This is a genomic window from Actinomadura litoris, from assembly GCF_009733595.1.
Lineage (GTDB): Bacteria > Actinomycetota > Actinomycetes > Streptosporangiales > Streptosporangiaceae > Spirillospora > Spirillospora litoris.
Genome location: NZ_WOFH01000012.1, coordinates 225,074 through 251,834 on the forward strand (window position 1 = coordinate 225,074; position 26,761 = coordinate 251,834).

Below are 26,761 nucleotides of genomic sequence, written 5' to 3' on the forward strand. Positions count from 1 at the left end.
GACGAGATGAACCCGAACGGCCACGGATGGTAATGAACAGTTCTACTGTTTGCCAAGTCGGCGGGGGCGATGTGGATCCGGCTCGCGCCTCCGGCCCCGATGAGCGATCTTCGACGCCGAGCCTCACACGCCCTGTTCGGGCGCTCGTCGCCCACCGCGTGGTGCGGGGACCAGGTCAGGGGGCTGGGGGCGTCCGCTGCGTGTGGTGGTCCAGCAGCCGCCTGAGCATTCCCACGAACTGGTCGCGTTCTTCGGGGAGCAGTGGGGCGAGCAGCTCTTCGTGGAGGTCGTCCAGGACGTCGTCGAGGCGGCGCAGGTGCCGGCGGCCCTGCTCGGTGATCGTGATGACGTTGCGGCGGCGGTCGCCGGGATCGGGCGTCCGCTCGACGTCGCCGCGCTCCGCCAACTCGTTGAGGACGCCGACCATGTCGCTGCGGTAGATGCCGGTGTTCCGGCTCAGCGTCGCCTGGCTGCCCGGGCCGTACTCCTGCAACGAGGCGAGCACGGCGTAGTGCCACTTGCGGGCGTCGACCCGGGCGAGCCCGTCGGTGATCAGGCGGTCCGACCGCACGGACATCTGTGAGAGCAGGCGACTGGCCCGTCGCCGCAGCCGCTCCGGCGCCTCGATCGCGCCGTCGGCGGGCATGTCCGCGGCTTCGGCTCTGCTCGGCATGAGGCAGATCCTACCCCGTTGCGTTAGTCGGACTAACGATGTAGCTTCGTTCGTGGCACAAACGTTAGTCATATAAACGATTGGGAGGCGTCGTGGCCACCGCAGACCAGACCTTCGGCACCGCGCTCATCGGTCAGACCGAGAAGGCGTTGAACGCGATCCTGGACCGGCAGCTCGCAGGGACCGGCATCACCGAGCATCAGTGGGTGACCCTCACGCTGGCCGTGGTCGGCGGCGGAGTCGTCGACCGGGCCGAATTCATCCGCCGGGTGAGCGGTGCCATCCATGTCGGTGAGGCGTCGGTGGACGAACGCGTCACCGAGCTGACCGGCGCGGGACTCCTCCAGGCCGACGACGATGGCCGCGTCCAGGTCACCGACGAAGGGCGGGAGCGCTGGACGCGGGTCCGCGCCGCGATCGGCCCGATCACCCAAACCCTGTGGGGCGACCTGCCGGAGGAGGACCTGGCCGTCGCCGGACGCGTCCTGAACATCGTCCTGGACAGGGCGAACACGGTGCTGGCAGCCCCCTGAGACTCCGCACCCAACAGGACGGCACATCGCCCCAGCCCGGACAAAGAAGGAAGACGCCATGCCCACGGACACTCGGATCGCCGACCGCATCGAGATCGGCGACCTGGTCGCCCGCTTCGCGCTCCTGCTCGACGAGAAGCGGTGGGAGGACGCGTCCACGGTTTTCGCCGAAGACGTGACGGTGCACTCGCCGCGCGGCGGCGAACTCCGCGGCATCGACAAGGTCGTCGACTTCATGCGGCGGAGTGAGGTCGAGGGGGAGCACACCCAGCACACGACCACCGACCTGCTGGTGGACGTCGGCGGCGACCAGGCGACCGCGTCGGCGAACTCGACCGTGTACTTCTACCGCGACGGCCAGGCACCCCACTTCACCGGCGGGCTTCGCCAGCATTTCACCGTGGCCCGGACGCCGGGAGGCTGGCGCCTCCGCGAGGTACGGATCACCCCGGCATGGAGCCGCGACAGCACACGATCGGAAACCTGATCGCGGGGCCGATCAGGTCGGGGGAGCGCCGGGTCTTCGGGTGGGGCGGCCACCGGCACTCCTCGCGCTGCCGACCCGCGGCGCCTTCCATGCTGATCACCGTCCGGGAGGGTGCGACGCTACGGAAGTGCGTCAATCTCCGATGGAGGGTCGATGAACCAGGCGCTGGACCGGCGGCCGAAGGTGCATGCCTGGCACATCCAGGAGCGGGAGTACGCCCGTCAGGAGGAGCGGAGGGGACGTCGGCACGCCTACGAGCACATCGCACCGGCGACGACCGCGCTGGTCGTCATCGACATGGTGCCGTTCTTCGTGTCTCAGTCGCCCTACGCTCTGGGTGTGGTCCCCAACATCGCGCGCCTTGCCGCCGGCTTGCGTGCCGCCGGGGGCACGGTGGCGTGGATCCTCCCGACGGGCCCACCCGCGCGCAGCGAGTTCTACGGGCCGCGCGTCGCCGAACTGTTCGACCATCGCGCGGAGGGCGCTCCGCTGCGGGACCGGCTCTGGCCCCGGTTTCGCGTCGACGATCAGGACATCGTCGTCGACAAGACCGCCGCCAGTGCTTTCTTCCCCGGCCGTTGCCGACTTCCGCACCTCCTGGACCAGCGCGGTATCGACACCGTGTTGATCACCGGCACGGTCACCAACGTGTGCTGCGAGTCCTCCGCCCGCGACGCCGGCACCCTCGGCTACCGGGTCATCATGGTGGCCGACGCCAACGCCGCGCGGACCGACCAGGACCACAACGCCACCCTCCACACGATCTACCGCACCTTCGGCGACGTACGCCCCACGACCGACGTCCTCGCCCTGGTCCGCAACTCGTGAGGCTCGGCTCTGTCGGCTATGTCATCTCCGTCGGCCCCCGGCGCTCCCTCGACCCCGTCGGCCCCGGAGGGGCGGGCGGCCCCGTTGACTCCGGAGACCCGGGCACCCCCGTCGGCCCCGGAAGCGCGGGCGACCCCGTCGACTCCGGAGACCCGGGCACCCCCGTCGGCCCCGGAACCGCGGGCGACCCCGTCGACTCCGGAGACCCAGGCACCCCCGTCGACTCCGGAGACCCGGGCGGGCCCCGTCGGCCTCGGAGACGCGTGGCGGCCCCGTCGGCTCCCGAGACCCGGGCAACCCCCGTCGGCCCCGGAGGCGTGGGCGGCCCCGTCGACTTCGGAGACCCAGGCACCCCCGTCGGCCCCGGCAACCCCGGAGACCCCAGGCGAGTTCGATGAGGCGGGCGAGCTGTGATCTGGGCGCTGGCCCCTGATTGTGGGGGGTTGCTTGGGGTTGCTCTGGAAGTGTGGACGGGGTGGTCTACTGGCCTCCAGTGATTGATATGGCGAGGGGGGCTCCGGCGCCCGCCAGGGCTGCGGCCTGGGTGCGGTTGGTCGCGACCACTATGAGTGCTCCGTCTTGGCCTCCTTCTTTGGCCGGTGGCGGGACGGCCAGTACCGGGACCTCTGACACCACGAGGCGGGCGCCGCCCCAGCCGCCCGGATCATCGGGGCGCGAAGAGGCTGGCTGGTCGGAGCGGTCGATGGCGGAACTTCTGGTGTCAGGCGGTGAGAGCGCTGCGATTCCTATTGAGGAGCTTCCTGGGCGGTGCCCGGTCGTGAGGTATGCAGGTGTGTTGCTGAGCTTGGTGTAGGCGGTACGTGCGGAGGGGGTGGTGTGGTTTTGCTGGTTGGTCGTGTGGGGTGGGGGTGTTGTGCGGGGTTGGTCGATGGTTGGGGAGGCTTCTTCAGGTGGGGTGTCGGGCGAGGGCGCGGTCAGGGGGTCTGGGATTGGTGTTGTTCGGGTTGTGAGGATGTCTATGCGGTTGCCCGGGTGGAGCAGGCGGACGGACGCGGCGTCGGCGATGCGGACCGGGGCCGCCACCGTGCCGGGAGCGTAGCCCTCAAGGAGGGAGTCGCCGATCAGGCGGGCGTCGGTGAGGGGTTCGCCGCGGCGCATGGGGGCGGCCAGGACGCGGCCGGTGGCGCTGGTGCGGAGGGCGCCGGACGGGACGGCACCGCGCGGCAGGGCCAGGGCGCGGAGGTCGGACGGGCGCAGGGTCGTTCCGGCGGGGAGGTCGCGGGCCGCTCCGAGGACGTGGACGGACGGTGGCGGCCCAGGGCGCAGGGCCATGAGGGCGGTGCCGGCGGCGGCCGCGGCGAGCAGTGCCGCCAGGGGCCGCCGCAGGCGGGCTAAGCGGGTGTTCACGGCAGTTCCAGAGGGAGCTTGATGCCGTCCAGGACCCGGGGGCAGGGGCAGCCGCGCTCGGCGGGCAGGGCGCCGACCACGTCCGCCACGAGGGTGCGGAGGCGGTCGATGTTCTCGCCGAAGACGCGGAGGACCTCCTCCATCGTGACGCCGTCGCCCTCCTCGATGCCGGCGTCGAGGTCGGTGACCAGGCAGAGGGGGGTGTAGCAGAGCGCCAGCTCGCGGGCGAGGACGGCCTCCGGGTGGCCGGTCATGCCGACCAGCGTCCAGCCCTGGGCGGCGAACCACTGGGACTCGGCGCGGGTGGAGAAGCGGGGGCCCTCGATGACGACCAGGGTGCCGCCCTCGACCGGGCGCCAGCCCGCGGCCTTCGCGGAGTCGGCGGCGGCGCGGCGGCCCGCCGGGCAGTACGGGTCGGAGAACGACAGGTGGACGGCGCCGCCCTCGTCGTAGAAGGTCTGGGCGCGGCCGTGGGTGCGGTCGGCGAGCTGGTCGGGGACGGCCAGCGTCCCGGGGCCGTACTCCGGGGTGAGGGAGCCGACGGCGCTCGGCGCGAGGACCTGGCGGACGCCGAGGGAGCGCAGCGCCCACAGGTTGGCGCGATAAGGGATCTTGTGGGGCGGGTAGCGGTGGTCGCGGCCGTGGCGGGGGAGGAAGGCGACGCGGCGGCCGGCGAGCTCGCCGAGCGCGATCACGTCGCTCGGCGTGCCGTAGGGGGTCTCGACCCGGACCTCCTCGATGTCGTCGAGGAAGGAGTAGAAACCGGAACCGCCGATCACCCCGATGTCGGCGGACGCTGCGTCTTCTCGCGAAGTGGACATGACGCGACCCTAGCCAGCCCTCTTCACCGCTCGACAGCCCCGCCGCCGATTGTGGATAACCCGCGCCGCGGCGAAAAAGGATCAAGGTTCGAACACGCCGGGATCGCAGAAGGGCCCAGCCATGCGGCCGGGCCCTTCCAGGTTGTTCTACGGTCAGCCGACCGGGTCCAGGACCTTCGACTCCGCGTGGGCGGGGTCGTGCTTGGCGAGGCGGCCCGGGGTCCAGATGCGCCGTCCGATGTCGTAGGACAGGGCGGGCAGCAGCAGGGACCGGACGATCAGCGTGTCGAGCAGGACGCCGAAGGCGACCACGAAGCCCATCTCGGCCATGGACACCAGCGGCAGCGTGGCCAGGGCGGCGAAGGTCGCGGCCAGGACCAGCCCGGCGGAGGTGATGACGCCGCCGGTGACGGCCAGCCCGCGCTGGATGCCGCGGCGCGTGCCGAGCGCCTCGGACTCCTCACGGACGCGGTGCATGAGGAAGATGTTGTAGTCGACCCCCAGCGCGACCAGGAAGATGAAGGCCAGCAAGGGGAAGCCGGAGTCGGTGCCCTCGTAGCCGAAGCCGTGCTGGAAGATCAGGGCGCACGCCCCGAGCGAGGCGAGGAACGACAGGACGACGGTGGCCATCATCAGCAGCGGCGCGACCAGCGCGCGCAGCAGCAGGATGAGGATCAGGAACACCACGGCCAGGACGATCGGGATGATGACCTTGTTGTCCCGGGTGGAGGCCCGGCTGATGTCCAGGGAGGTCGCGGTGGTGCCGCCGACCTTCCCGTCCGCGGACGGGACGGAGTGGACCGCTTCCCGCAGCCGGTCGATCGTGTCCTTCGCGGCCTGGCTGTCGGCGGAGTGGCGCATGGTCGCCTCGTACTGGACGAGGCCGTTCGCGGTGACGGGGCGGCCCAGTTCGGCGATGCCCTGGGTCTTCTGGATGGCGGCGCCGAGCGGGGCCGCGGCGGACGCCTTGCCGATGACGACGGCCGGGGCGCCGGAGCCCGCCGGGTAGTGGCGGGAGACGACCTCCGCGCCGACGATGGAGTCGGGGCGTCCGGTGAACTGGCCCGCGTCCGAGAGCCCGTTCGCGTTGAGCGAGCCCAGGCCGAAGGTGAGGGCGAACAGGCCCACGGCGGTGACGGCCCAGAGCGCGCGCGGGTGCTTGCCGACCAGCCCGGAGACCCGGTTCCAGATGCCGTGCTCCGACTCGTACGCCTCGGGCTGGAGGTACTTCTCGTCGTAGCGGGGGACGAGGGGCCAGAACAGCCAGCGTCCGAAGATGACCAGGAGGGCCGGCAGCAGGGTCACCATGGCGGCGAGCGCCGTGAGGACGCCGGCGGCGGCGACCGGGCCCATGCCCGCGGTGGAGTTCATGTCGGCGAGCAGCAGGCACAGCAGCCCGACCGCGACGGTCGCGGCGGAGGCGATGACGGCCGGGGCGGCGCGGTGCAGCGCGTAGGCCATGGCCTCGTGCCGGTCCTCGTGGCGGTGCAGTTCCTCGCGGTAGCGGGCGACGAGCAGGAGCGCGTAGTCGGTGGCGACGCCGAAGACCAGGACGGTGAGGACGCCCGCGCTCTGGCCGTTCACGGTCAGGCCCGCGTTCTTGGCCAGCAGGTAGACGACCGACTGGGCGAGCCCCAGCGCGAACACCGCGCTCAGCACGGGGACGAACCACAGCATCGGGCTGCGGTAGATGATCAGCAGCAGGACGATCACGACGATCCCGGCGGCCATGAGCAGGAAGCCGTCCAGGCTCTTGAAGACCTCGAACATGTCGGCGCCGCTGCCCCCGGGGCCGGTGACGTGCGCCTCCAGTCCGGGCGGTCCCCGCTTGGCGATGTCGCGCGCGCCGTCGACGGCGCCGGTCAGGTCCTCGTCGGTGAGGGGCACGAGGGTCTGCAGGGCCTTGCCGTCCTTGGACGGGAACGGTCCCTGCGCCTTCTGCGCTCCCGGCAGATGCTCAAGCCCGGCCAGGTCGGAGGCGGCCTTCGCCTTGTCCGCGGCGGTGATGCCCGCGGGACGCTCGTAGACGACGACGGCGAGGATCGTCTCGTCCTTGCGGAACTGCTCTTGCAGTTCGATGACCTGCGTGGACTCGGCACCACCGGGCAGCCAGGACGCCGCGTCGTTCTCCTGGACGTCGGCCAGCTTGCCCGCCAGGGGCCCGAGGGCGGCCAGCAGCACGACCCACAGGCCGAGGACGGCCCACTTGCTGCGCCGTCCGGCGATCATTCCGGCCAGGCGGTGGCCCAGGGATCTGGGGGGAGCCGGGCTCTGTGCGCTCATGTTCCTTCTCATTCCGTCCGGGGGGGTAACGAGATATATCGCGTCGCAACGGAAACGATGTCTCGCCTGGAGAGAGATGTCAAGTAGTATCGCGAATTAAGGGGAGGCCGCCGATGGCGAGCTTCTCGTGTTTAGAGTCTCTCGAAAGTAGAGCTTTGTCAAACCGCGACGCGGTCGCGGTGTGCGGGGGTGGGGGCCGGCTCCGCGGATGCCGTCCAGGTCAACCGACAGGATGTGCTGCTCGTCGCGCCGTCCGGTTCCATGCCGTCCGCCCCCAAGGTCTGTCCCGTCCTTCGCATCAATGTTCGATGCAAAGGGTGCGGTTGCGCGTCGGGCAGAAGACGGGAACCGCTCTACCTCACGCGGGGCAGGAGGTTAGGGGGACCTACCCCTTGAGATGTATGTCGTGAGGGAGGCGCCTGCCCGCATGGAGGAGGAGCCGGGGCGGGTCCTCGTTCTCGGGTACAGGGCACGCCGAGCGGTCGCAGGGACGCGCGTAGGCCGCCGAATCGGTCGCCGTAGCGCGATTCAGCGGCGGTGTTCAGAAGGGGCTGAGGGAGGCTTCCGGGCCGCTTCCGGGGGCGTCCCGCAGGCGCGGGGACGTCGGCGACGCCGTCAAGCCGCGCCGCCCGGGAGCGGGTGGCGCGGCTGGTGCCCAGGTCTCGCGGCCTGGCGGGTCAGGCGACCTTCTCGGACGAGGAGGACTTCGCGGCCGGCTTCGACGACGTGCCCGAGGACGAGGAGTCGCTCGACGACTTCGACGACGAGTCGGACTTGGCCGAGTCGCCGGAGCCGCCCGAGCCGTTCGACCCGTCCGAGGCGCCGTTCGAGGAGGACCCTCCGGACGAGGAGCCCACGGTGGCGGTCTTGCCGGAGCCGCGGCTGTCCGTCCGGTAGAAGCCCGAACCCTTGAAGATGATCCCCGCGGCGGAGAAGACCTTGCGCAGCTTGCCGTCGCAGGCCGGGCATTCGGTCAGCGCGTCGTCGCTGAACTTCTGCACGACCTCAAGAGGCTCGCCGCACTCGGTGCAAACGTACTGATACGTCGGCACGGTTCCTCCTCGCTGACTCAGCCCGGGGGAGAGCCGGGCTGGCACTCACTTTGAACGACTGCTAATGGTACCCATGCATGGAACGGGATTCGCCCCCGGCCTGTTCCCGCCTCCGGCCGGAGGCCCTCCTCGCGTCCCGCGGCCGAGACCGGATCACACGCCCGTCTCGCCGAACCAGCCGGCCAGCCTGCCCTGGCGGCTGACGGCGCGCAGGCGGCGTTCGGTGGTGTCCCGCACGGTGTCGGTGGTCACGACCAGGAGCGTGTCCCCCGCTTCCAGGCGCGTCGTGGGTTCGGGGACGAAACTCGCCCCGTTCCGGACGACCAGGGTGACGGACGCGCCGGCGGGCAGCCGGAGCTCGAATATCTCCACGCCGCCCAGCCGGGAGTCGGGGGGGATCCGGACCTCCAGCAGGTCCGCGTGGAGTTCTTCCAGGGGCGCCGCTTCCACGTCCAGTTCGCGTGTCTGTTCGTCGCTCTTGAGCCCGCACCAGCGCGCGACCAGGGGCAGCGTCGGGCCCTGGAGGAGCGTGAACACGACGACGATGGTGAAGACGATGGAGAAGAGGCGGTCGGCGTCCGGGACGTCCTGCACCATGGGGATCGTGGCCAGGACGATCGGGACCGCGCCCCGGAGCCCGGCCCAGGACGCGAAGACCTTCTCCCCCCAGGAGAGCCGGAACCCGATCGTCGACAGGAAGACCGATACCGGCCGCGCGATGAGCAGCAGGACGAACCCGATGACGAGCGCCGGGGCGATCTGGCCGGGGAGGTCGCCGGGTGAGGCGAGCAGGCCGAGCATGACGAACAGGCCGATCTGGGCGAGCCAGCCGATGCCCTCCGCGAAGCCGCGCGTGGCGGGACGGTGCGGAAGCCTGGCGTTCCCCAGGACGAGCGCGCTGACGTACACCGCGAGGAACCCGCTGGAGTGCAGCAGCGTGGCCGCGCCGTAGCTGCCGACGGAGAGCGACAGGACGGCGATGGGGTAGAGGCCGGACGCGGGCAGCGCGATGCGGCGCAGCGCCTGGGCGCCGAGCCAGCCGATGATCAGGCCGATCACCCCGCCGGCGATCAGCTCGTAGACCATCACGGCGAGCAGTTCGGCGGGGTTCGGGACGCTCGCGTGCGCGCTGAGCGTGACCACGATGATCACGACGGGTGCGTCGTTGAAGCCGGACTCGGCCTCCAGCAGGCCGCTCAGCCTGGCGGGCAGCGGGAGGCGGCGCAGCACCGAGAACACGGCGGCCGCGTCGGTCGGGGCGAGCACCGCGGCCAGCAGGAACGCGGGGCGCCAGTCGAGGTCGATGAGCCACATGGCGGCGAGCGCGACGACGAGGATGCTGATCAGCGTGCCGATCGTGGACACGCTGAGCGCCGCGGGCACCGACGGGCGGACCTGCCGCCAGTTCGTGGTGACGCCGCCTTCGGCCAGGATCAGGACGAGGGCGGCGAGGCCGAGCGTCTCGGCGAGCTCGGCGTTGTCGAAGTTGATGTGAAGGGGACCGGACTCGCCAACGAGCAGGCCGAGGCCCATGTACGCCAGGAGGGTGGGAAGCCCCGCCTGGTGTGACAGCCTGACTGCCACGATTGCGCTGAGTACGAGCACGGCCCCGAGGAGTAGCCAGATGTCGAGGTGCACATCCCACCCTTCGGGGTCGTCAAAGTTGAACGTTTAGGAATTCTACATATTCATGGCCGTATCGCACACTTGTGGTTGAGGGACGTGATGTCGCAGGTGCCCGCTATCGACGTCTGACCTGCGGATTTACCCCGTTCACAATATTCTGCACTTCGCGTCCCAGGACGGCCGCCGTGACGTTGTCCCGCACGATCGCGACGAGGTTGAGCTGCGACTGCGAGGACCCTCCCGCCGCGTGCGGGGACAGCAGGACGTTCTCGTGGGAGCGCAGCGGATGCCCCGCCCGGAGGGGCTCCTCGTCGAACACGTCCAGCGCCGCTCCGGCGAGCCGTCCCGATTCCAGGGCGGCGAGGACGGCGTCATCGGGCGCGATGCTCCCGCGCGCCACGTTCACCAGCAGCGCGCCGTCCGGAAGCAGCGCGAGGCGCTCCGGGCCGATCAGCCCCCGCGTCCCGTCGGCCAGCGGCAGCGCGAGCACGACGATGTCGGACGTCGCCAACAGATCGTCGAGTTCCCTGTAGGTGGCGGACGCCTCGGGGCGCGGACGCCGCGTCCAGTACGAGACGGCGCAGCCGAGCGCCGCGAAGAGACGCGCCGCCTCGGAGCCGATCGCACCGAAACCCACGATCCCGACCCGCTGCGCATGCAGCTCGCGGGGTTGCCGCGCGGCGAGTTCCATCTGCGGCCACTCCCCGGCGCGCACCCGCCGGTCGCCCCACACGAGGTGGCGGCACAGGGCGAACGCGGCGCCGACGGCCCACTCGGCCACGCCGCGCGCGTTGGCGCCCGCCGTGTTGGCCACCGGGACGTCCCTGGAGGTGAGCGCCGCGACGTCGATGCTGTCCGTGCCGACCGACGGCATCTGGACGAACGCCAGCCGCGGCCCGGCGGCGACGGCGGCGGCGTCCAGCACCATCTCGCCGGTGAAGTCGCCGATCACCACCTCGGCGCCGTCCGCGAGGGCCGAGTGCAGGCCGTCCTGGCTCCTGCTCTGGGGAAATGTCACATCGACGGCGTCGCCCAGGGGCGCGAACAGGCCGCGCACGAGGTCCTCGCCGAGGGGGGGCAGGGACAGGATCCGCCACGGGTCCGTCATCTCGAACCTCCCAGGTCCGCGTTGCCGGGAGGCGCGCCACCCCGGCGGCCGGGGCGCCGCTTCCTCCCGGTTTCGATCTTGCCGTCCCACACCCTAGGCGCCGCCCCCGGCGGCGCAGAGACCGGCACCAGGCACCACACGGCAACAAATGGCCCATTGCGGCCACAATCGCCACGCGGTCACCCCTGGGCGCCCCGCGCGAGGGGTCAGCCCAGGCGCAACAGCCCGCCGGACGGGGTCACCGCGGCGCGCACCCGCTGGTCGTGGGGCTCCGCGGGCACCTCCGGCAGCAGTTCCCCGTCGTACAGCACGGCCACGGTCAAGATCGCGGGCCCGACACGCGCCAGCGCGCGGTCGTATGACCCGCCGCCGCGTCCCAGGCGCATGCCCGCGCGGTCGACGGCCACCGCCGGTGCCAGCACCACATCCGCGCTGGCCACGGCCCCGGGACCGCGTGGAGGCTCGGTCGGTTCGAGGATGCCATGGGGGCCGGGGGCCAGGGAGTCCGGCCCCTCGTAGGACGCCCAGTCCAGGTCGCCGTCCGGCAGCAGCCTGGGCAGCAGGACGTAGGTGCCGCGCTTCCACAGCGCGAACAGCAGGCCGCGCGTGTCGGGCTCGGAGTCCAGCGACACGTGCGCCGCGACGGTCCCGGCCATCTCGATCTCGGGTTCCGACAGCAGCGCGTCCCGGATGGACCGTGCCGCGTCGGAGCGCACGTCAGACGACATGGTCGCACGCTTTCCCAGTAGTTCCGCGCGTAGGCGGGTCTTCGTCACTATGTCGTGCACGCTGTGGTCCTCACGCATGACTAGGGTCTCTACATGGCCGACATTGCACCTGTGCTCAAGGCGGTCGTCCCGGCGGCCGGTCTCGGTACCCGATTCTTGCCCGCCACCAAGGCGACGCCAAAGGAAATGCTGCCGATCGTCGACAAACCGGCGATCCAGTACGTCGTCGAGGAGGCGGTCGATGCCGGCCTCAACGATGTGCTGATGATCACCGGGCGCAGCAAACGCTCCATCGAGGACCACTTCGACCGCGCGTACGAGCTGGAGGAGGCACTGCGCGCGAAGGGCGACGACGAGCGGCTCGGGGCCGTCCGGGAGTCCAGCGAGCTGGCGATCATGCACTACGTCCGGCAGGGCGAGCCGCGCGGGCTCGGGCACGCCGTGCACTGCGCGCGCCAGCACGTCGGCGACGAGCCGTTCGCGATCCTGCTCGGCGACGACATGATCGACGCCCGGGACCGGCTGCTCAAGCGCATGATCGAGGTGCGCGGGCAGTACGGCGGCAGCGTCGTGGCGCTCATGGAGGTGGAGCCCGACCAGGTCTCGGCCTACGGCTGCGCCGCGATCGAGGCCACCGACGAGGACGATGTCGTCCGCATCAGCGACCTGGTCGAGAAGCCCGCCGCCGAGGAGGCGCCGAGCAACTGGATCATCATCGGCCGCTACGTCTGCGACCCGGCGGTCTTCGACGTCCTGGAGAAGACGCCTCCGGGGCGCGGCGGCGAGATCCAGCTCACCGACGCGCTGCGCACCCTCGCCGACATGCCCGCCGACCAGGGCGGCACCGTCTACGGCGTCAAGTTCCGCGGCCGCCGCTACGACACGGGCAACAAGCTGGAGTACCTGCGGACGGTCGTCCAGTTCGCCTCCGAGCGGCCCGACCTGGCCCCGGAGTTCATGCCGTGGCTCCGCGAGTTCGTCCAGAAGCACGACTCCTGACCGCGCGGTGACGGACGGCGCCGCGGCGGTCGGCGTGGGGAGCGCCTGCGACGCGCGGGTACGCGTCACACTGGGGATGTGGGCATGAGATCAGTCGACGAGCATCTGACCGACATCCTCGGCAGCGTTCCCGTGCTGCCGCCGCTCGACCTGGCGCTGCTGGAGGCGCAGGGGACGGTGCTCGCCGAGCCCGTCTCCGCGCCCGTGCCGCTGCCCCCGTTCGACAACTCCGCGATGGACGGCTACGCCGTGGTCGCGGCGGATATCGCGGGGGCCTCGGAGGCGGAGCCGGTCGTCCTGCCGGTGGTCGGCGACATCCTGGCGGGCGATCCCGGGGTGTCGGCGATCCGGCCGGGGCTGACCGCCCGGATCATGACGGGCGCGCCGCTGCCCGCCGGGGCCGACGCGGTGATCCCGGTGGAGTGGACCGACGGCGGCGCCGCCACGGTGCGGATCTCGCGCCCGGCGCCCGCCGGCAACTACATCCGCCGCGCCGGTGAGGACGTCCTCGCCGGCCAGGTCGTCGCCGACGAGGGCACCCGGCTGGGCGCGGCGCAGATCGGCATGCTCGCGGCCGTCGGGCGGGCGCGCGTGGTCGTCCGGCCGAGGCCCCGCGTCGTCGTGCTCTCGACCGGCACCGAACTGCGCGAACCCGGCGAACGCCTCGGCGACGGGCAGATCTGGGAGTCCAACTCGTTCATGCTCACCGCCGCCGTCGTCGAGGCCGGCGGCGTCGGCTTCCGGCAGGCGACCGTCGAGGACGAGCCGGTGAAGGTGCTGGAGGCCCTGCGCGACCAACTCGTCCGCGCCGACGCGATCGTCACCTCCGGCGGCGTCTCGATGGGCACCCGGGACGTCGTCAAGGAGGTGCTGACCGGGGTCGGGACCGTGGAGTTCCACAAGGTCCGGATGCGCCCCGGCAAGCCTCAGGGCTTCGGGCTGTTCGAGGGGACGCCGGTGTTCACGCTCCCCGGCAACCCCGTCAGCGCCTACATCTCCTTCCAGGTCTTCGTCCGGCCCGCGCTGCGCGCCATGCAGGGGCTGGATCCCGAACCGCTGCCGACGGTCAGCGCCGTCCTCGGGCAGGACGTGCGGTCCCCGGCGGGGATGCGTCACTTCGTGCGTGGCAGGCTGTCCTACAACCGCGGTTTCTACACCGTCACCCCGGCCGACGTGCAGGGCTCCCACCAGCTCGGCTCGCTCTCCTCCGCGGACGCGTTGATCACGCTTCCGGAGGAGGCCGAGGCCATGCCCGCCGGCTCCCACGTCGATGTCATGAGGTTGCCGGCATGAGCGCAATGGGCACCGAGTTCACCCACCTGGACGAGAAGGGCGCGGCCCGCATGGTCGACGTCTCGTCCAAGGACGTCTCCTCCCGCACGGCCACCGCGACGGGCTTCGTCCGGCTGTCCGCCGAGTGCGTGGCGCTGCTGCGCGCGGGCGACATACCGAAGGGCGACGCCGTCTCGGTGGCGCGCATCGCCGGGATCATGGGCGCCAAGCGCGTCCCCGACCTCGTCCCGCTGTGCCACCCGATCGCGCTGCACGGCGTGACGGTCGAGCTGACCGTCCAGGACGCGGGCGTCGCGATCACCGCCACCACCCGGACCGCCGACCGCACCGGCGTGGAGATGGAGGCGCTGACCTCCGTCACCGTCGCCGCGCTGGCGCTGGTCGACATGGTGAAGGCCGTCGACCCGGCGGCCGTGATCACCGACGTCCGGGTCGAGGAGAAGACCGGCGGCAAGACCGGCGTCTGGCGCCGCCCCGCCGGACGGGCATGAGGGACCGGCACGGGGGAGGCGCGATGATCCGGGCGATGGCGGTCACGGTGTCCAACCGGGCCTCGGCGGGGGTGTACGCCGACAAGTCCGGGCCGGTGCTGGTCGAGATGCTGGAGGACCTCGGCTGCCAGGTGGACGGGCCGGTGGTCGTCCCCGACGGGGAGCCCGTCGCCGGCGTCCTGCGGGACGCGGTCGAGGGCGGCTACGACGTCGTCGTGACCTCCGGCGGAACCGGCCTCACCCCGACCGACCGGACGCCGGAGATGACGCGCCTGGTGATCGAGCGCGAGATCCCGGGCATCGCCGAGGCGATCCGGCTGGAGGGGCGGGAGGCGGTGCCCGCGGCGATCCTGTCCCGCGGCCTCGCCGGTGTCGCGGGCCGCACCCTGATCGTCAACCTGCCGGGCTCGACCGGCGGCGTCCGCGACGGGATGACCGTCCTCGGGCGCGTGCTGGAGCACGCCGTCGACCAGATCGCCGGCGGCGACCACTAGGCGCGGATCACCCGGACGCCGGCCTCCCTGAAGGCGTCGAGGTCCGCGTCGGGCACGCTGGCGTCGGTCACCAGGACGTCGATCCTGGACGTCTCGCAGATCTTGGCGAACGCGCGGCGGCCGATCTTGGAGCCGTCCGCGACGACGATGATCTGGTCGGCGCGCTCGGCCATCAGCCGCCCGACGTCGGCCTCGCCCTCGTTGCGGCAGGTGGCGCCGTGCTCGACGGTCACGCCGTTCACGCCGAGGATCGCGACGTCCAGCGTCACCTGGTCGAAGATCCCGGTGGCGAGCGGGCCGGTGAGCTCATAGGACTGCGGGCGCGGCACCCCGCCGGTCAGAACGATCTTCACATGCGGGCGGACGGCCAGCTCGCTGCCGATGTTGAGCGCGTTCGTCACGATCGTGATCGTGGGTGAGGGGCCCTCGGCGTGCAGGTCGGCGCGGGTGGCCAGCACCCGGGCGACCTCCGAGGTCGTCGTGCCGCCGTTCAGCCCGATGATCGAGTCGGGCCGGGCGAGTTCGGCGGTCGCCGCCGCGATGCGCTGCTTCTCCGGGGCGTGCCGCGCGCTCTTGTAGCGCAGCGGCAGGTCATAGCTCACGCTCTGCGCGACGGCGCCGCCCCGGGTGCGGGTGAGCATCTGCTGCTGGGCGAGCTGGTCGAAGTCGCGGCGGATCGTCGCGGCGGAGACCTCCATCCGCGCGGCGGCCTCCTCGACCGTGAGCCGCCCCTCCTCCGCGAGCAGACCCAGCAAGGCGTTCCAGCGCTCATGACGGGACACGGCGGCCCCCGTTCGCGCGTGCCAGCAGGCGTGACGAGGTCATCCCAGGATTCTAGCGATGCGCGGACATGGTCCTTTTTGCTCTGTTTTGCTATAAAACAAGCACTAACAAGCATGAGTGTGCAAGGAGGTCGCCCATGGCGGACATGCCGGACAACACGGCCGGTGCCCATACCGAGGCCGAGATCGGCTCCCAGCCCGCGCTGTGGCGCCGGGCCGCCGAGTCCGCGCCGGGTCTGGCCCCCGTCCTGCCCCGTCCGGGCGAGCGCGTCGCGGTGGTGGGCTGCGGGACGTCGTGGTTCATCGCGCAGGCGTACGCGGCGCTGCGCGAGGCCGCCGGGCAGGGCGAGACCGACGCGTTCGCCGCGTCCGAGATGCCGGACGGGCGCCCCTACGACCGCCTGCTGGCCCTGACCAGGTCGGGGACGACGACCGAGGTCCTGGACGTCCTCGGACGCGTGCGGGGCGCCGTCCCGACCGTCGCGATCACCGCCGACCCGGCGACGCCCGTCATGACCCTCGCCGACGAGGTCGTCGTGCTCGACTACGCCGACGAGCGGTCGGTGGTGCAGACGCGCTTCGCCACCACCCAGCTCATGCTGCTGCGCGCCCACCTCGGGCAGGACGTCGCGGACGCGCTCGCGGACGTCGAGCGGGCCCTCGCCGAGCCGCTCCCGGAGGCCGCCGCCCAGGCCGAGCAGTTCACCTTCCTCGGACGCGGCTGGAGCGTCGGCCTCGCGCACGAGGCGGCGCTCAAGATGCGCGAGGCCGCCCGGGTCTGGACCGAGTCGTACCCCGCCATGGAGTACCGGCACGGCCCGATCAGCATCACCGGCCCCGGACGCGTCGCCTGGATGCTCGGCGACCCGCCCGCCGGGCTGGCCGCCCAGGTGGGCGGCGTCGGCGGCACGATGATCACGAGCGGGCTGGACCCGCTCGCCGACCTCGTCCGCGTCCAGCGGCTGGCCGTGCGGCTCGCCCGCGCCCAGGGCGCCGACCCCGATGCGCCCCGCAACCTGACCCGCTCGGTCATCCTGGACGCGTCGTGACCGTCCTGCGCGACGCGCGTCTCGTGCTGCCCGGCGGTGTCCGGCGCGGTGACCTGCACATCCGGGACGCCCGCATCGTCCCGGAACCCGCGTCGCCGAGCGTAGCGGGCGGCTCCGACACCGCACCGTCCGAAGTGATCGACCTGGGCGGGCGGTACGTCGTGCCCGGGTTCGTCGACATGCACGTCCACGGCGGCGCGGGCGCGTCCTACCAGGCCGGGACGGCGGAGGACGCGCGCCGGGCGGCGGCCTTCCACCTCGCCGCCGGGACGACCACCACGATCGCGAGCCTGGTCACCGGCGACCCGCGCGAACTCGCCGACGCGGTCGCGGCGCTGGCCGACCTCGCCGCCGACGGGGTGCTCGCGGGCGTCCACCTCGAAGGCCCCTACCTCGCGCGGGAGCGGTGCGGCGCGCACGACCCCGCGCTGCTCAGGCCCCCCGACCTCGACGAGTTCCGGAGGCTGGCCGAACTCGGACGCGGCCACCTCCGCATGATCACGGTGGCGCCGGAGCTGCCGGGCGCGCTCGACCTCGTCCGCGCGGCGGGGGACGCGGGCGTGATCGCCGCCGTCGGGCACACCGAGGCGCCGGGCGCGATCGCCCGCGCGGCGTTCGACGCGGGCGCCCGCGTGGCGACGCACCTGTTCAACGCCATGCGCCCGCTGCACCACCGCGAGGGCGGTCCGATCGCCGCCGCGCTGACCGACCCCCGGGTCACCGTCGAGCTGATCAACGACGGCGTGCACGTGGAGCCCGCCGTCGCGCGGCTCGCCTTCGACGCGGCGGGCCCCGGCCGGGTCGCGCTGATCACCGACGCGATGGCGGCGGCCGGGATGGGCGACGGCGACTACCGGCTCGGCGTGATGGACGTCCAGGTCCGCGGCGGCCGCGCGACGCTCGCGGGCGGGTCGTCGATCGCGGGCAGCACGATCACGATGGCGGACGGCTTCCGCCGCGCGGTCACCGAGGTCGGCCTGCCGATCGAGCGGGCCGCCGAGGCCGCCGCGCTGACCCCGGCGCGGGCCCTCGGCATCGACGCGCGCGTCGGGTCCCTGGAGCCCGGCAAGGACGCGGACCTCCTCGTCCTGGACGACGACCTGACCGTGTCCAGGGTGATGAAGGGCGGCCGCTGGCTGTGATCCTCACGGTCACGCTGAATCTCGCATGGGACGTCACCTACGAGGTGCCGTCCGTGACGTGGGGCGGGTCCAACCGCGTGGGCGCGGTGCGGGAGCGGGCGGGCGGCAAGGGCGTCAACGTCGCCCGGGTGGCCGCCGCGCTCGGCGAGGACGTCCTGGCCATCGGTCTCGCCGGGGGAGTGACGGGCGACCTCGTCCGCGCGGACCTGGACGCGGTTGGCCTTCCGCATGCGTTCCGCCCCGTCCAGGGGACGTCCCGGCGCACCCTGACGGTCGTCACTCCCGAGCAGACAACGGTCTTCAACGAGACGGGCCCGGAAATCTCCCTAGGGGAGTGGGAGGCGTTCCAAGAGCACTACAGGGAACGTCTCCGCCGAGCGGAGGTGATCGTCCTCTCGGGCAGCCTCCCGCCAGGCGTCCCCCGCGACGCCTACGCCACGCTGACGGCCCTCGCGGCGGGCCGTCCGGTGATCCTCGACGCGGACGGCGACGCGCTCTCCCTGGGCGTCTCAGCGGGTCCCGCGGTCGTGAAACCCAACGCGGACGAACTCCGCCGCGCCACCGGGCGCGGGCCCGTCCCCGGCGCCCGCGCGCTACGGAACGCGGGCGCGAACGCCGTACTGGTGTCACTCGGCCATGAAGGTCTCCTGGCCGTGACCCCGGACGGTGCCTGGCAGGCGAGACCGCCGGCGCCCATGGCGGGCAACCCCACCGGCGCCGGGGACGCGGCGGTGGCCGCCACCGCACGTGCCCTGATCTCCTCCACCCCCTGGCCCGCCCTCCTGCGGGACGCGGTCGCGCTGTCGGCCGCCGCGGTGCGCGCACCCGTCGCGGGCGACTTCGACGCCGCCGCCTACGCCCGCCTCCTCCCCGAGATCGCCATAGAAGGACTCCCATGCCCCTCGTAGGAACCGGCGACATCCTGAAGGCCGAGCGCGGCACGGGCGCGTTCAACGTCGTCATGCTGGAGCATGCCACCGCCATCGTCGCGGGGGCGGAGGCCGCCGGGACGCCCGTCGTCCTCCAGATCAGCGAGAACTGCGTGCGGTACCACGGCGCCGCGGCCCCGATCATCGCCGCCGCGCTCGCGACCGCCAGCGCCGCCGCCGTGCCCGTGGCGGTCCATCTCGACCACGCGACGTCCGTCGACCTCGTCCACGAGGCGGTCGGGCTGGGCGTCGGGTCGGTGATGTTCGACGCGTCCACCCTTCCCTACGCCGACAACGTCGCCGCCACCGCCGAGGTCGCCGCCTGGTGCCACGCCCGCGGGGTCTTCGTGGAGGCCGAACTCGGCGAGGTGGGCGGCAAGGACGGCGTGCACGCCCCGGGGGCCCGCACCGACCCCGCCGAAGCCGCCGCCTACGTGTCCGCCACCGACGTGGACGCGCTCGCCGTCGCCGTCGGCACCTCGCACGCCATGCTCACCCGCGACGCCGTCCTCGATCTGGACCTGATCGCCGAACTGCGTGCCGCCGTGCCCGTCCCGCTCGTCCTGCACGGCTCCTCGGGCGTGCCGGACGCGACGCTCGCCGCCGCCGTCCGGCACGGCATGGCGAAGATCAATATCGCCACCCACCTCAACGCGGTCCTCACCGCCGAGGTCAGACGGGCGCTGGACGCCGCCCCGGCGCTCGTCGACCCCCGCAAATACCTGAAACCCGCCCGAAACGCCGTCTCCGCTGAGGTGGCCCGGCTCCTCGACGTGCTGGGCGGCGGAATTCTCGGTGACAATTGATGGCGTCCACCCCCGCTACCAGGGAATCATGGGAACCGTGGAACGCTTGCGGGGATGGCCGGTCACCCTGACCGAGGGCCCTGTCGGGCTGCGCCCGCTGCGGCACCGCGACGCCGCCACCTGGCGCGACCTGCGGGTCCGCAACGCCGACTGGCTCCGCCCCTGGGAGCCCACCAACCCCGAGACGCCGCTGTTCCGCAGCGGCCTCGGCCCCTACGTCAGCATGGTCCACACCATGCGCCGCGAGGCCCGCCAGGGCCTCGCCCTCCCCTGGGTCGTCACCCACGAGGACCACTTCGCGGGCCAGCTCACGATCGGCGCGATCGTCTGGGGCTCGGCCCGCTCCGCCCAGATCGGCTACTGGGTCGACCGCCAGGTCGCCGGGCGCGGGGTCATTCCCACCGCCGTCGCCCTCGCCGTCGACCACTGTTTCTTCACCGTCGGGCTCCACCGGGTCGAGGCGAATATCCGCCCGGAGAACACCGCCAGCCGCCGCGTCGTCGAGAAACTCGGATTCCGGGAAGAGGGAATTCGGCGCCGCCATCTGCACATCGACGGCGCGTGGCGCGACCACATCTGCTACGCCCTCACCGTCGAGGACGTGCCCGGTGGCCTGCGCGCCCGCTGGCTCGCCGGACGCAAGCAGGCCTTTCCCCGCTCGACCTCATGACGCCGGGCTGACTTTCCGCCCGTAAGAATCCTGCGATCGAGAAGGCTCGGCAAACGGAGAGTAACGGCGGCATCGATCTCGCGACACACCGCCCCTTATGCTCGTCAACCTCTGACACCGGCTCGTACCGTGCGGGGCGTGACCCTGCTCCCATTGCACGTTCGCGCGCCGAAAGTCGGCTCGCCGGTCAAGCGTGCCCTGGGAACGGCGGTGAGCCGGTGAGCAGCGCCGTCCTGTACCTCGCGATCGTCGCGGTCTGGGCCGTCGTCCTCGTCCCCATGTGGCTGCGCCGCGACACCGAGGCCGGGATCACCCGCCTCCTCCACAAACGCGCCGAGGAGCCCACCGCGGACACGACCCCTCCCGACACCCTGGAGGAGGCCCCGGAACCCCCCCAGCCCGAACACGGGGCCCGCCCGGCCCGTCCCGGCCGCGCCGCCGTCATCGCCCGGCGCCGCCGCCGCACCGCCGGCCTGTCCCTGCTGGCGATGACCACCATCGTCCTGACCGCGACGGGCGTCGCGCCGTGGTGGGCCGTCCTGCCCCCGGTCGCCCTGCTGGCCGGGCACCTCGCGCTGCTCCGCGTCGCCGTCGGCATGGACGCCGCCCGCGCCCAGGCCGCCGCGGAGGCCCGCGCCAAGGCCCGCCAGGCCGAACAGCCCACCGAACCGGCCGAGACCGCCGAACCCGCCGAGGTCATCGAACTCGTCCCCGCCGACGAGGTCTTCGACCAGTACGCCGACGACCGCCGCGCCGTAGGCGAATAACCCGTGCGCGAGCATGTCCCGATGTTTGCTAACCTTACGGAGTCCTTGGGGCTGTAGCGCAGTCCGGTAGCGCACCTCGTTCGCATCGAGGGGGTCAGGGGTTCAAATCCCCTCAGCTCCACCCCAGGTGAGACCCGCTTTGCGGGTCTCGACCGCAGTCCCACAGGAACCCGCCTGTGGGAATTCTGTGGGACGATCATGAAATTCTGATCGTCCTCCACCCTTGCGTGCCGTACAGCGCGGTCCCGCAGTAGCTCGTCCAGAACCGCCACGGGCGAAGAGCCGCTGATCTTCAGTCGGGCATCGAGCGCCGCTTCCCAGCGGGCCGTCAGAGCCTCGCGGAGCTGTGACCGCATGGAGTCGGTCACATGGGAGTACCGCGCGCCCATGCCGCCCATCTCGTGCCCGAAGCGCTCATGCGACAGCTTGGCGTCGATGCGGTCCTCGTTGATCCACGTCTTGTGCGAGTGCCGCAGCAGGTGCGGGGTCAGGCCTTCGGCGATCGGCAGCCAGCACGCCGTGCTGCGTTCGATGTAGTTGCGTCCTCGCACGGGGATGCCGGGGAACGGTCCGGCCAGCACTGGAACGGGCCGCCGGGGGCGCGGTGCCTTGGGCGGATACCACCCCTCGGCCGCGGGCTTGAAGATCATGGACTCAAACCCGCTACGGCGCCAGTGCGGTGCCCTCACCGGCACCAAAGCGTTGCGGGGGTCGCGGCGGCGGTTGATGCGGCCGGTGAACACGTGAGCGCCGCCGGGGTGCGCTGGTGTGCCCTTGGCGGGGCGGTAGCAGGAGCAGACCTCCTCCCGCGGCGCGCGGGTCGCGCTCGCCTGCTGTGCCAGCAACGCCGCCAAGAAGTCCGGCAGGTCCACGTCTCTGCGGCTGTCGTCCTTGGGCGCGCACCGCTCCCAGGTGCCATCGTCGAGTTCCTCGAGTTGCTGCTCGATGCGCAGGACCGTGCCGCGCAGGTAGGGGCGTTCCAGGCCGACCAGTTCGGCCCACCGCGCGCCGGTGTAGCTCAGCGCGATGACGAGGACGAACTCGTCATCGCGCCCTGAGAGGACCGCGCAGCGTTCGGCTATCAGCAGTGCGCCCAAAGGATCCACGATGGGCTTCTCCGGGGCACGGTGCCGGGCTTTGCCCGCGCGCCGGCCTCGGCCGCGTGGCTTGGGGACCGGGTTGAAATCGATCTTGTTCTCCGGTGGGGCGGCGGCATCGGCCAGCACCACCGACAAAACCCCCCGATAGGTGCGGATCGTGTCGGGTTTGTAGCCCTGGCTCCTCATATGCCTCTCCCATTTGCCGACCGTGTCCGGGGAGATGTCGACGAGCGGATCGTCCTGGAAGTAGGGCAGCAGGCTGGTCTCCAGCGCGCTGCGATAGTTCCCCATCGTGCGCGAGGCCAGGTCCTGGCGGGAGTACCAGACGTTCGCCCACTGACCGAAGGTCTCCTTGCCTGCTTTGGGGGCCTGCCATCGGCCTCCGCGCACATCGGCTTCGGCGTCCTCGGCCGCCTTCTTCGCCTCGCGCTTGGTCTTGTAGCGGACGGCCTTGCCGTCGGCGCCCTTTACGCTCGGCCATTTTCCTTGACCGTCGCTGTAGCGGGCGATGTAGTAGATCCGTGATCCGCGACCACGCTTTTCGGCATATGCCACAGTGCCTCCTTCGGAGTGAGGTGGCGCAACTCGCCTGCTGTTTCAAGGTGCACACATAGTACAAGATCCACGTCTGCTCGACGCATGTTAATCGGGTCACTCTCTGCCTTGTTTGTAGCAATTTCGGCTGACAGCTCCGCTGACGCGGGATTCGCTACTCTGGCGTGGTAGGTGAATTCAGTGTGGGAGGAGCAAAGCGCTGCGAAGCAATGCGGTGGGCTGCTTTGGGGGTTGGAGATGTATGGCGTGGAGGAGCTCGATGTCCGATCGCGCGGGTGTGAGGCAGGTCGCCACAGGGGTGTTGAGGTAGAGGTGTGCCGGTGTGCTCGTCGGCCCTCGGCGTGCGGCTCCCCTCCGGCGGGCTGATATGCACCGGCAGGAGCCCTTCTGCTCGGAACGAGCCTCCTTCCACCTCCACTCGGTATCTGAAGCGGCGTCTCTCCTTGCTGATGAGGTAACAGAGAGTTGGCTGCGCGAGAAGGCCCGATGTCGGCAGGTTCCACACTGCTTGATCTCTGGCAAATACATGTTCTCCGATGAACATCTTCAGCAGATAGTGAGATTGTTCGAACGGAGGCCGCTCCAGTCGGCTCCCGTGCCGCAGCCGAGAGAGCCCCTCGCTCCTGCGAACGGAACGAAACCTCTCAATGCTCGAGCTTCGCGCCGAAAACCCCTGGGCTGACCGAGCGACCGCTTCCGCGACATGTCGAACACTGAGGGCACATCTCTCGTGCGGGCGGCGAGCGGTGACCCCAGGGAGTCGGACGGATCGCGGGACGGCCACCTCCCGCCCAGCGGGTCGCGATGGCGGGCGCGACGGGAAAGCGCTTCCCGGCATCTCAGGGTGAGGAGGCGTTTCAGAGCGCGCCTCGACGCCGGGTCATGTGTGCCAGCGCTTGCGAAGGTCTTTCAGAATGTCGGCGGCGGCGCGCTGGTCGGCGCCGTTGTTGGTGGTCGGTGGTGGCGGAGTGATGTGGTCACATTTGCGAACGTAGTCACCGCAGTCGAGGTGGCCGTGGTGGTCGCACAAGGGGCACGCATCGATCGAGGCCCGGAGTTGCCTGGCGTGCGTCGCCGAGGTGGGAGCGCGGGTAGCGTCCTGGCGGTGTCGGGTGAGACGGCGGGGGAAGTCGCGGCGTCCGGCGTCGCTGTTGATCCACGCGGCGATGTTGCGGATGCCATCGCGGGTGGCATCGGCCAGGATCGCACGCACCTCGGTGGGCGTGGCGCCGTAGGCGGTGATGAGGCCGGTGGTGAACGCGGCCAGGTCATGCTCTGGGCGGCCCGGACGGTCGGCGCCTCCGGAGGGCGAAGAGGTGCTGTGGGGGGTGGGGGCGGGTGGGCTGCGATGACCGTAGCCGTCTGCGGTGGGAGGAGCAGGTGGGGAGGAACCGGCGGCTGCTCCGCCGATCGGTGCAGTCCCCGCGACGGGTTCCGCGGTAGGAGCGGTGGTCGGGGCCGGCGGGTAGGTCAGCTGGTAGGGGAGGGTCTTGCGTCTGCGTTGGAATGCTTTGGCCGCACGCGGTGACAGGGGGGAGCCGTTGTCGGGATGCAGGGGAGTCAGCCAGCCCTTGGCCACCAGTGAATCGCGGACACGCGCCACGGTTCCGGCGGAGCGGATTTTGCATCGTTGCATGAGCCTCCGGTCGGTCAGCCACGCTCGGTCGTAGGGCGGGGTGTGGGCGTGGTTGGCGTAGCACAGCGCCATCGCTAGTTCGATGGTCGACAACTCCGCGGCGGCGGCGCCCCATAGCGCGTCCTGGTAGTACTGGTAGGGCTTGGCCGGTTGGGGCTCCTGGGCGTCATCCTCGGGCACCACGCCCCCAGCGGTTCAGCGGATTCGATGACCGGGGGCGCCGAGCGTTCATGTTCTGCCCATGGGGTTGCAGATGAAGGGGAGCAGGTCGGTTCGAGGCGGGGTTGTGCGAGACGGCGGCCGCATCGCGGTGTCTCGCCTGCATGCCGCCAATGCCCAGCGGCCCGTGCGCAGTTCGGTCACCGGGGGTCAGCGGTGAGTCGAGGAGCTGCCTTCCTCGCGGTGGGCATCGCCGGTGCTGTCCTGATGCGGCGCGCCAGGAGTTCTGTGCGCGCTCATCAACGGGCTGTCGTCCCCGGTGGAGGGGGCGTTCGCGCCGCGGCGCCGGAGGGTGTTGATCTGGGGCGCCGGTGTCGGGATCTGGTCGCCAAGGCACGGAACGGGGTGAGGTCGCCTTCGCTGCGGCGGGTCACCTTGCAGACCGTTCGCTCGTCGATGTCCAGCACGGCGCGGTCGAGGGGAGGTCGGTCACCGGGCCGAGCGCTTTCAGCGCTTGGCGGGACCGTGATCGGCCACGGGGAGCTTTGTCGTGCTGGACGCGGGACGAGCCGCCGCCCTCTGATCCGGCATGAGGGTGTGGGTGCCACTCGGCTGGGGGCTTCGCGGTGTTGGGTGTAAGGGGACCTCCTCAGCCGAGAGGTCTTCTGCCAGGCGGACTCGCGTGGGCCTTCTCGCTGTCCCTGATGCTGCCGCGGTCTGACGTTTGCTGGCGTGGGGTTGGCACCTTCCATTCGGATCCCCCTTGGTTTGAGGTGGCTTCGACGTCGTCATGTGGTCGCGGGTCGGGTTTGGGTCGGAATTGATGGAGTGACGATAGCGGCGGAAGTGTCAGCTCGGCTGTCAGCCACATGGTGGCCAAGGGGCATGCAAGTTCCCCGATTCGGCCGTTGTGCGGTGGGACGGGAAGCGTTGGCGGTGTGCACAAGGGCGCGGCTGGGGTGCTGTTCAAGGGCCTGCCATCGACGCGGGACCCGCTACTACCCCCGCGAATGACGTCACCGGCAGGCCGGCTGCGGCAACGCCTTCGTGTGCATTCGCTGGGAACCACAAGGCAGACGTAATATCCAGTTTGGTGGCCCTGGTAGCCGCATGAGGCCGCTCAAGTATTCGGTGCTCTGCTGATCGGGCCGGCCCGTCCGAACTGGTCCCGCAAGCCTGGTGGACGGTCGACTAATGCTGGGTGAGCGCGAAGGCCGTTCCGATCTGCATGCCGACGCCGTGGATGAGTCCTGTGTCGTTCGCCGACAGGCTTCACGGGTGTCGCGCCGAACACGCCGCGTCCAAGGTGTGACCGAGCGGACCGATCACCACCCGGCCTCCTCACCCATGGTCGGGGTGGGAGGGCGGCGCTGCGGTCCTCCCGACTCATTGCTGAGCGGCCTCCGCTTTCGTGTGGTCGGTCAGCACAGGTTCCCGAGGTTGCAGCTGGTTGAGAATTCCCAGGGGACTGGCCCGGAGCGGTCTTGGCGGCACTGTAGCGCCGGTGGTGTCAGCGCGGTTGTCAGCGCTGGGGCCGCTGTCGAGTCCGGCGTCGAGGAGGTTTCGATCGCCGCTCGAGCGGCTTCGCCGTTCGAGATCGAAGTTCTCAGAGGGTCAAAAGAGGGTGGGCTCCGATGATCGGAGCAGTCTGATCCGCTCATCGGAGCAGCGCTGCTCCGATGAGCGGGGCAGTCCGGGCGGTGTCTGCTCCGATGAGCAGAGCACTGTCTGCTCCGCTAGGCGGAGCAGGGAGAAGAGGTGCCTGCTCCGATCATCGGAGCAGCGCCAGCGCCGTGAAGGGATGTCCGGCGCGGCGGGGCGGGGAGAAGATGCCGACGCATGCTCGGCTTTCCCCGAAGTCCCCTTCGCCGGAGATACCGGGGACGGTGTTGGGCGATGCGATGTCCGGGCGGACGGGCTCTACTGCGTCGGGTACACGGACATCGAACCCGCCGACTCGCTGGCGGGTGACCGATGGCGTGATGGTTCGGCCTCACGTGCGACGCCTATGCCCGCGAGCGCGCCTCACGCTGGGCTCGTGGTGATCTGCCGGAGGCAGGTTCCTGGAAGAAATTTCGGCTGACAGTTCGGCTGACATTGCCGCCCCTACTCTTTGGTTCGGGCTCCAGCAGACGTGGATGCCTCTCCGGTGTGGGCGGGCGCAGCCTTCCATGAGCATTTCCAAATAGGTGCCGGCGCCGGGCCGTCTTGAGCCGCAGCCCGTTCAACATGATGAGGAAGTAGGTCTGATGAGGACAGGTGCGGTTGTTGTCGCCACTTTCGGGATGGTGCTGTGCGTGGCCGCGTGCAACGGCTCGGGGGACGCGGGCGATGTGGGAAGCCCGCCACCTCCGCCTTCCTTCTACACAAACGGGCCCAGTG

The 26,761-nt window shown here is 71.1% G+C and carries 24 protein-coding genes, 1 tRNA gene and 1 pseudogene; 15 read left to right on the forward strand and 11 right to left on the reverse strand.

The annotated features are described in order from the left end of the window. Window positions 1-175: 175 nt before the first annotated feature. Window positions 176-673, reverse strand: a complete 498-nt coding sequence (locus tag GNZ18_RS30390; RefSeq protein ID WP_156220046.1) for a MarR family winged helix-turn-helix transcriptional regulator — start codon at window positions 671-673, stop codon at window positions 176-178. A gap of 92 nt (window positions 674-765) precedes the next feature. On the opposite strand from GNZ18_RS30390, the gene GNZ18_RS30395 reads away from it, so the two are divergent. The 3 genes from GNZ18_RS30395 to GNZ18_RS30405 all read left to right on the forward strand — a co-directional run bounded on the left by GNZ18_RS30395 (window position 766) and on the right by GNZ18_RS30405 (window position 2,521). Beyond that, complete coding sequence (locus GNZ18_RS30395; RefSeq protein WP_216651481.1) at window positions 766-1,206, forward strand: MarR family winged helix-turn-helix transcriptional regulator; 441 nt, start codon at window positions 766-768, stop codon at window positions 1,204-1,206. A 58-nt stretch (window positions 1,207-1,264) separates the two neighbouring features. Continuing rightward, a complete protein-coding gene (locus GNZ18_RS30400) occupies window positions 1,265-1,693 on the forward strand; it encodes a nuclear transport factor 2 family protein (RefSeq protein ID WP_156220048.1) in 429 nt (142 codons plus the stop codon). Window positions 1,694-1,846: 153 nt separating this feature from the next. Then, entirely contained in the window at window positions 1,847-2,521 is a 675-nt protein-coding gene (locus GNZ18_RS30405) for a cysteine hydrolase family protein (RefSeq protein ID WP_156220049.1), read from the forward strand. 480 nt (window positions 2,522-3,001) lie between these two features. Here the strand turns inward: GNZ18_RS30405 and GNZ18_RS44105 are convergent, their stop codons facing one another. From GNZ18_RS44105 to GNZ18_RS30440, 7 genes are all read right to left on the reverse strand, one after another. Further along, window positions 3,002-3,814 carry an SAF domain-containing protein gene (locus GNZ18_RS44105; RefSeq protein WP_376766289.1) on the reverse strand — a complete coding sequence of 271 codons (813 nt, stop codon included), beginning with the start codon at window positions 3,812-3,814 and terminating at the stop codon, window positions 3,002-3,004. 71 nt (window positions 3,815-3,885) lie between these two features. Further along, window positions 3,886-4,710 carry an S-methyl-5'-thioadenosine phosphorylase gene (locus GNZ18_RS30415; protein WP_156220051.1) on the reverse strand — a complete coding sequence of 275 codons (825 nt, stop codon included), beginning with the start codon at window positions 4,708-4,710 and terminating at the stop codon, window positions 3,886-3,888. Window positions 4,711-4,863: 153 nt separating this feature from the next. Continuing rightward, window positions 4,864-6,993: an MMPL family transporter gene (locus GNZ18_RS30420; RefSeq protein ID WP_156220052.1), complete on the reverse strand. Its 2,130-nt coding sequence runs from the start codon at window positions 6,991-6,993 to the stop codon at window positions 4,864-4,866. Between the two features lie 677 nt (window positions 6,994-7,670). After that, complete coding sequence (locus GNZ18_RS30425) at window positions 7,671-8,045, reverse strand: FmdB family zinc ribbon protein (protein WP_214620166.1); 375 nt, start codon at window positions 8,043-8,045, stop codon at window positions 7,671-7,673. Between the two features lie 153 nt (window positions 8,046-8,198). Next, entirely contained in the window at window positions 8,199-9,683 is a 1,485-nt protein-coding gene (locus GNZ18_RS30430) for a potassium/proton antiporter (protein WP_312874846.1), read from the reverse strand. A 103-nt stretch (window positions 9,684-9,786) separates the two neighbouring features. Continuing rightward, window positions 9,787-10,779, reverse strand: coding sequence for a 2-hydroxyacid dehydrogenase (locus GNZ18_RS30435; RefSeq protein ID WP_156220053.1), 993 nt, complete (start codon window positions 10,777-10,779; stop codon window positions 9,787-9,789). A gap of 206 nt (window positions 10,780-10,985) precedes the next feature. After that, complete coding sequence (locus tag GNZ18_RS30440; RefSeq protein ID WP_156220054.1) at window positions 10,986-11,585, reverse strand: 5-formyltetrahydrofolate cyclo-ligase; 600 nt, start codon at window positions 11,583-11,585, stop codon at window positions 10,986-10,988. Between the two features lie 15 nt (window positions 11,586-11,600). Between GNZ18_RS30440 and galU the strand changes: the two genes are divergently transcribed. The 4 genes from galU to GNZ18_RS30460 all read left to right on the forward strand — a co-directional run bounded on the left by galU (window position 11,601) and on the right by GNZ18_RS30460 (window position 14,784). After that, window positions 11,601-12,506: a UTP--glucose-1-phosphate uridylyltransferase GalU gene (gene galU, locus GNZ18_RS30445; RefSeq protein WP_156220055.1), complete on the forward strand. Its 906-nt coding sequence runs from the start codon at window positions 11,601-11,603 to the stop codon at window positions 12,504-12,506. An 84-nt stretch (window positions 12,507-12,590) separates the two neighbouring features. Further along, complete coding sequence (glp, locus tag GNZ18_RS30450; RefSeq protein WP_156220056.1) at window positions 12,591-13,799, forward strand: molybdotransferase-like divisome protein Glp; 1,209 nt, start codon at window positions 12,591-12,593, stop codon at window positions 13,797-13,799. A gap of 5 nt (window positions 13,800-13,804) precedes the next feature. After that, on the forward strand, window positions 13,805-14,290 hold the full coding sequence (moaC, locus tag GNZ18_RS30455; RefSeq protein WP_156220178.1) for a cyclic pyranopterin monophosphate synthase MoaC: 486 nt from the start codon (window positions 13,805-13,807) through the stop codon (window positions 14,288-14,290). A gap of 23 nt (window positions 14,291-14,313) precedes the next feature. After that, window positions 14,314-14,784, forward strand: a complete 471-nt coding sequence (locus GNZ18_RS30460; RefSeq protein WP_156220057.1) for a MogA/MoaB family molybdenum cofactor biosynthesis protein — start codon at window positions 14,314-14,316, stop codon at window positions 14,782-14,784. On the opposite strand, the gene GNZ18_RS30465 is transcribed toward GNZ18_RS30460, so the two are convergent. Then, entirely contained in the window at window positions 14,781-15,566 is a 786-nt protein-coding gene (locus GNZ18_RS30465; RefSeq protein WP_214620160.1) for a DeoR/GlpR family DNA-binding transcription regulator, read from the reverse strand. The two genes, GNZ18_RS30460 and GNZ18_RS30465, sit on opposite strands and share 4 nt — an antisense overlap. Window positions 15,567-15,703: 137 nt before the next feature. Here GNZ18_RS30465 and GNZ18_RS30470 point away from each other — a divergent pair, with 137 nt between their 5' ends. The 8 genes from GNZ18_RS30470 to GNZ18_RS43325 all read left to right on the forward strand — a co-directional run bounded on the left by GNZ18_RS30470 (window position 15,704) and on the right by GNZ18_RS43325 (window position 21,987). Next, the gene (locus GNZ18_RS30470; protein ID WP_246250670.1) at window positions 15,704-16,615 is read left to right on the forward strand and encodes an SIS domain-containing protein; all 912 of its coding nucleotides are present in this window, start codon (window positions 15,704-15,706) and stop codon (window positions 16,613-16,615) included. Next, the gene (nagA, locus tag GNZ18_RS30475) at window positions 16,612-17,757 is read left to right on the forward strand and encodes an N-acetylglucosamine-6-phosphate deacetylase (RefSeq protein WP_312874847.1); all 1,146 of its coding nucleotides are present in this window, start codon (window positions 16,612-16,614) and stop codon (window positions 17,755-17,757) included. The genes GNZ18_RS30470 and nagA overlap by 4 nt, the downstream gene beginning before the upstream one ends. Next, window positions 17,754-18,665, forward strand: a complete 912-nt coding sequence (locus GNZ18_RS30480) for a 1-phosphofructokinase family hexose kinase (RefSeq protein ID WP_312874848.1) — start codon at window positions 17,754-17,756, stop codon at window positions 18,663-18,665. Before nagA ends, GNZ18_RS30480 begins: the two co-directional genes overlap by 4 nt. Beyond that, entirely contained in the window at window positions 18,653-19,492 is an 840-nt protein-coding gene (locus tag GNZ18_RS30485) for a class II fructose-bisphosphate aldolase (protein ID WP_156220058.1), read from the forward strand. Before GNZ18_RS30480 ends, GNZ18_RS30485 begins: the two co-directional genes overlap by 13 nt. A gap of 28 nt (window positions 19,493-19,520) precedes the next feature. Then, a complete protein-coding gene (locus tag GNZ18_RS30490; RefSeq protein ID WP_156220059.1) occupies window positions 19,521-20,162 on the forward strand; it encodes a GNAT family N-acetyltransferase in 642 nt (213 codons plus the stop codon). A gap of 218 nt (window positions 20,163-20,380) precedes the next feature. Further along, a complete protein-coding gene (sepX, locus tag GNZ18_RS30495; RefSeq protein WP_214620157.1) occupies window positions 20,381-20,929 on the forward strand; it encodes a divisome protein SepX/GlpR in 549 nt (182 codons plus the stop codon). A 47-nt stretch (window positions 20,930-20,976) separates the two neighbouring features. Then, window positions 20,977-21,050, forward strand: a tRNA-Ala gene (locus GNZ18_RS30500). 814 nt (window positions 21,051-21,864) lie between these two features. Then, complete coding sequence (locus GNZ18_RS43325) at window positions 21,865-21,987, forward strand: hypothetical protein (protein ID WP_281378171.1); 123 nt, start codon at window positions 21,865-21,867, stop codon at window positions 21,985-21,987. 249 nt (window positions 21,988-22,236) lie between these two features. On the opposite strand, the pseudogene GNZ18_RS44110 reads toward GNZ18_RS43325, so the two are convergent. Both GNZ18_RS44110 and GNZ18_RS30510 read right to left on the reverse strand, forming a co-directional pair. Further along, window positions 22,237-22,584: pseudogene (locus GNZ18_RS44110) on the reverse strand (tyrosine-type recombinase/integrase); the annotation flags it as partial. An 880-nt stretch (window positions 22,585-23,464) separates the two neighbouring features. Next, window positions 23,465-24,400, reverse strand: coding sequence for a hypothetical protein (locus GNZ18_RS30510; protein WP_156220060.1), 936 nt, complete (start codon window positions 24,398-24,400; stop codon window positions 23,465-23,467). Between the last annotated feature and the right edge of the window lie 2,361 nt (window positions 24,401-26,761).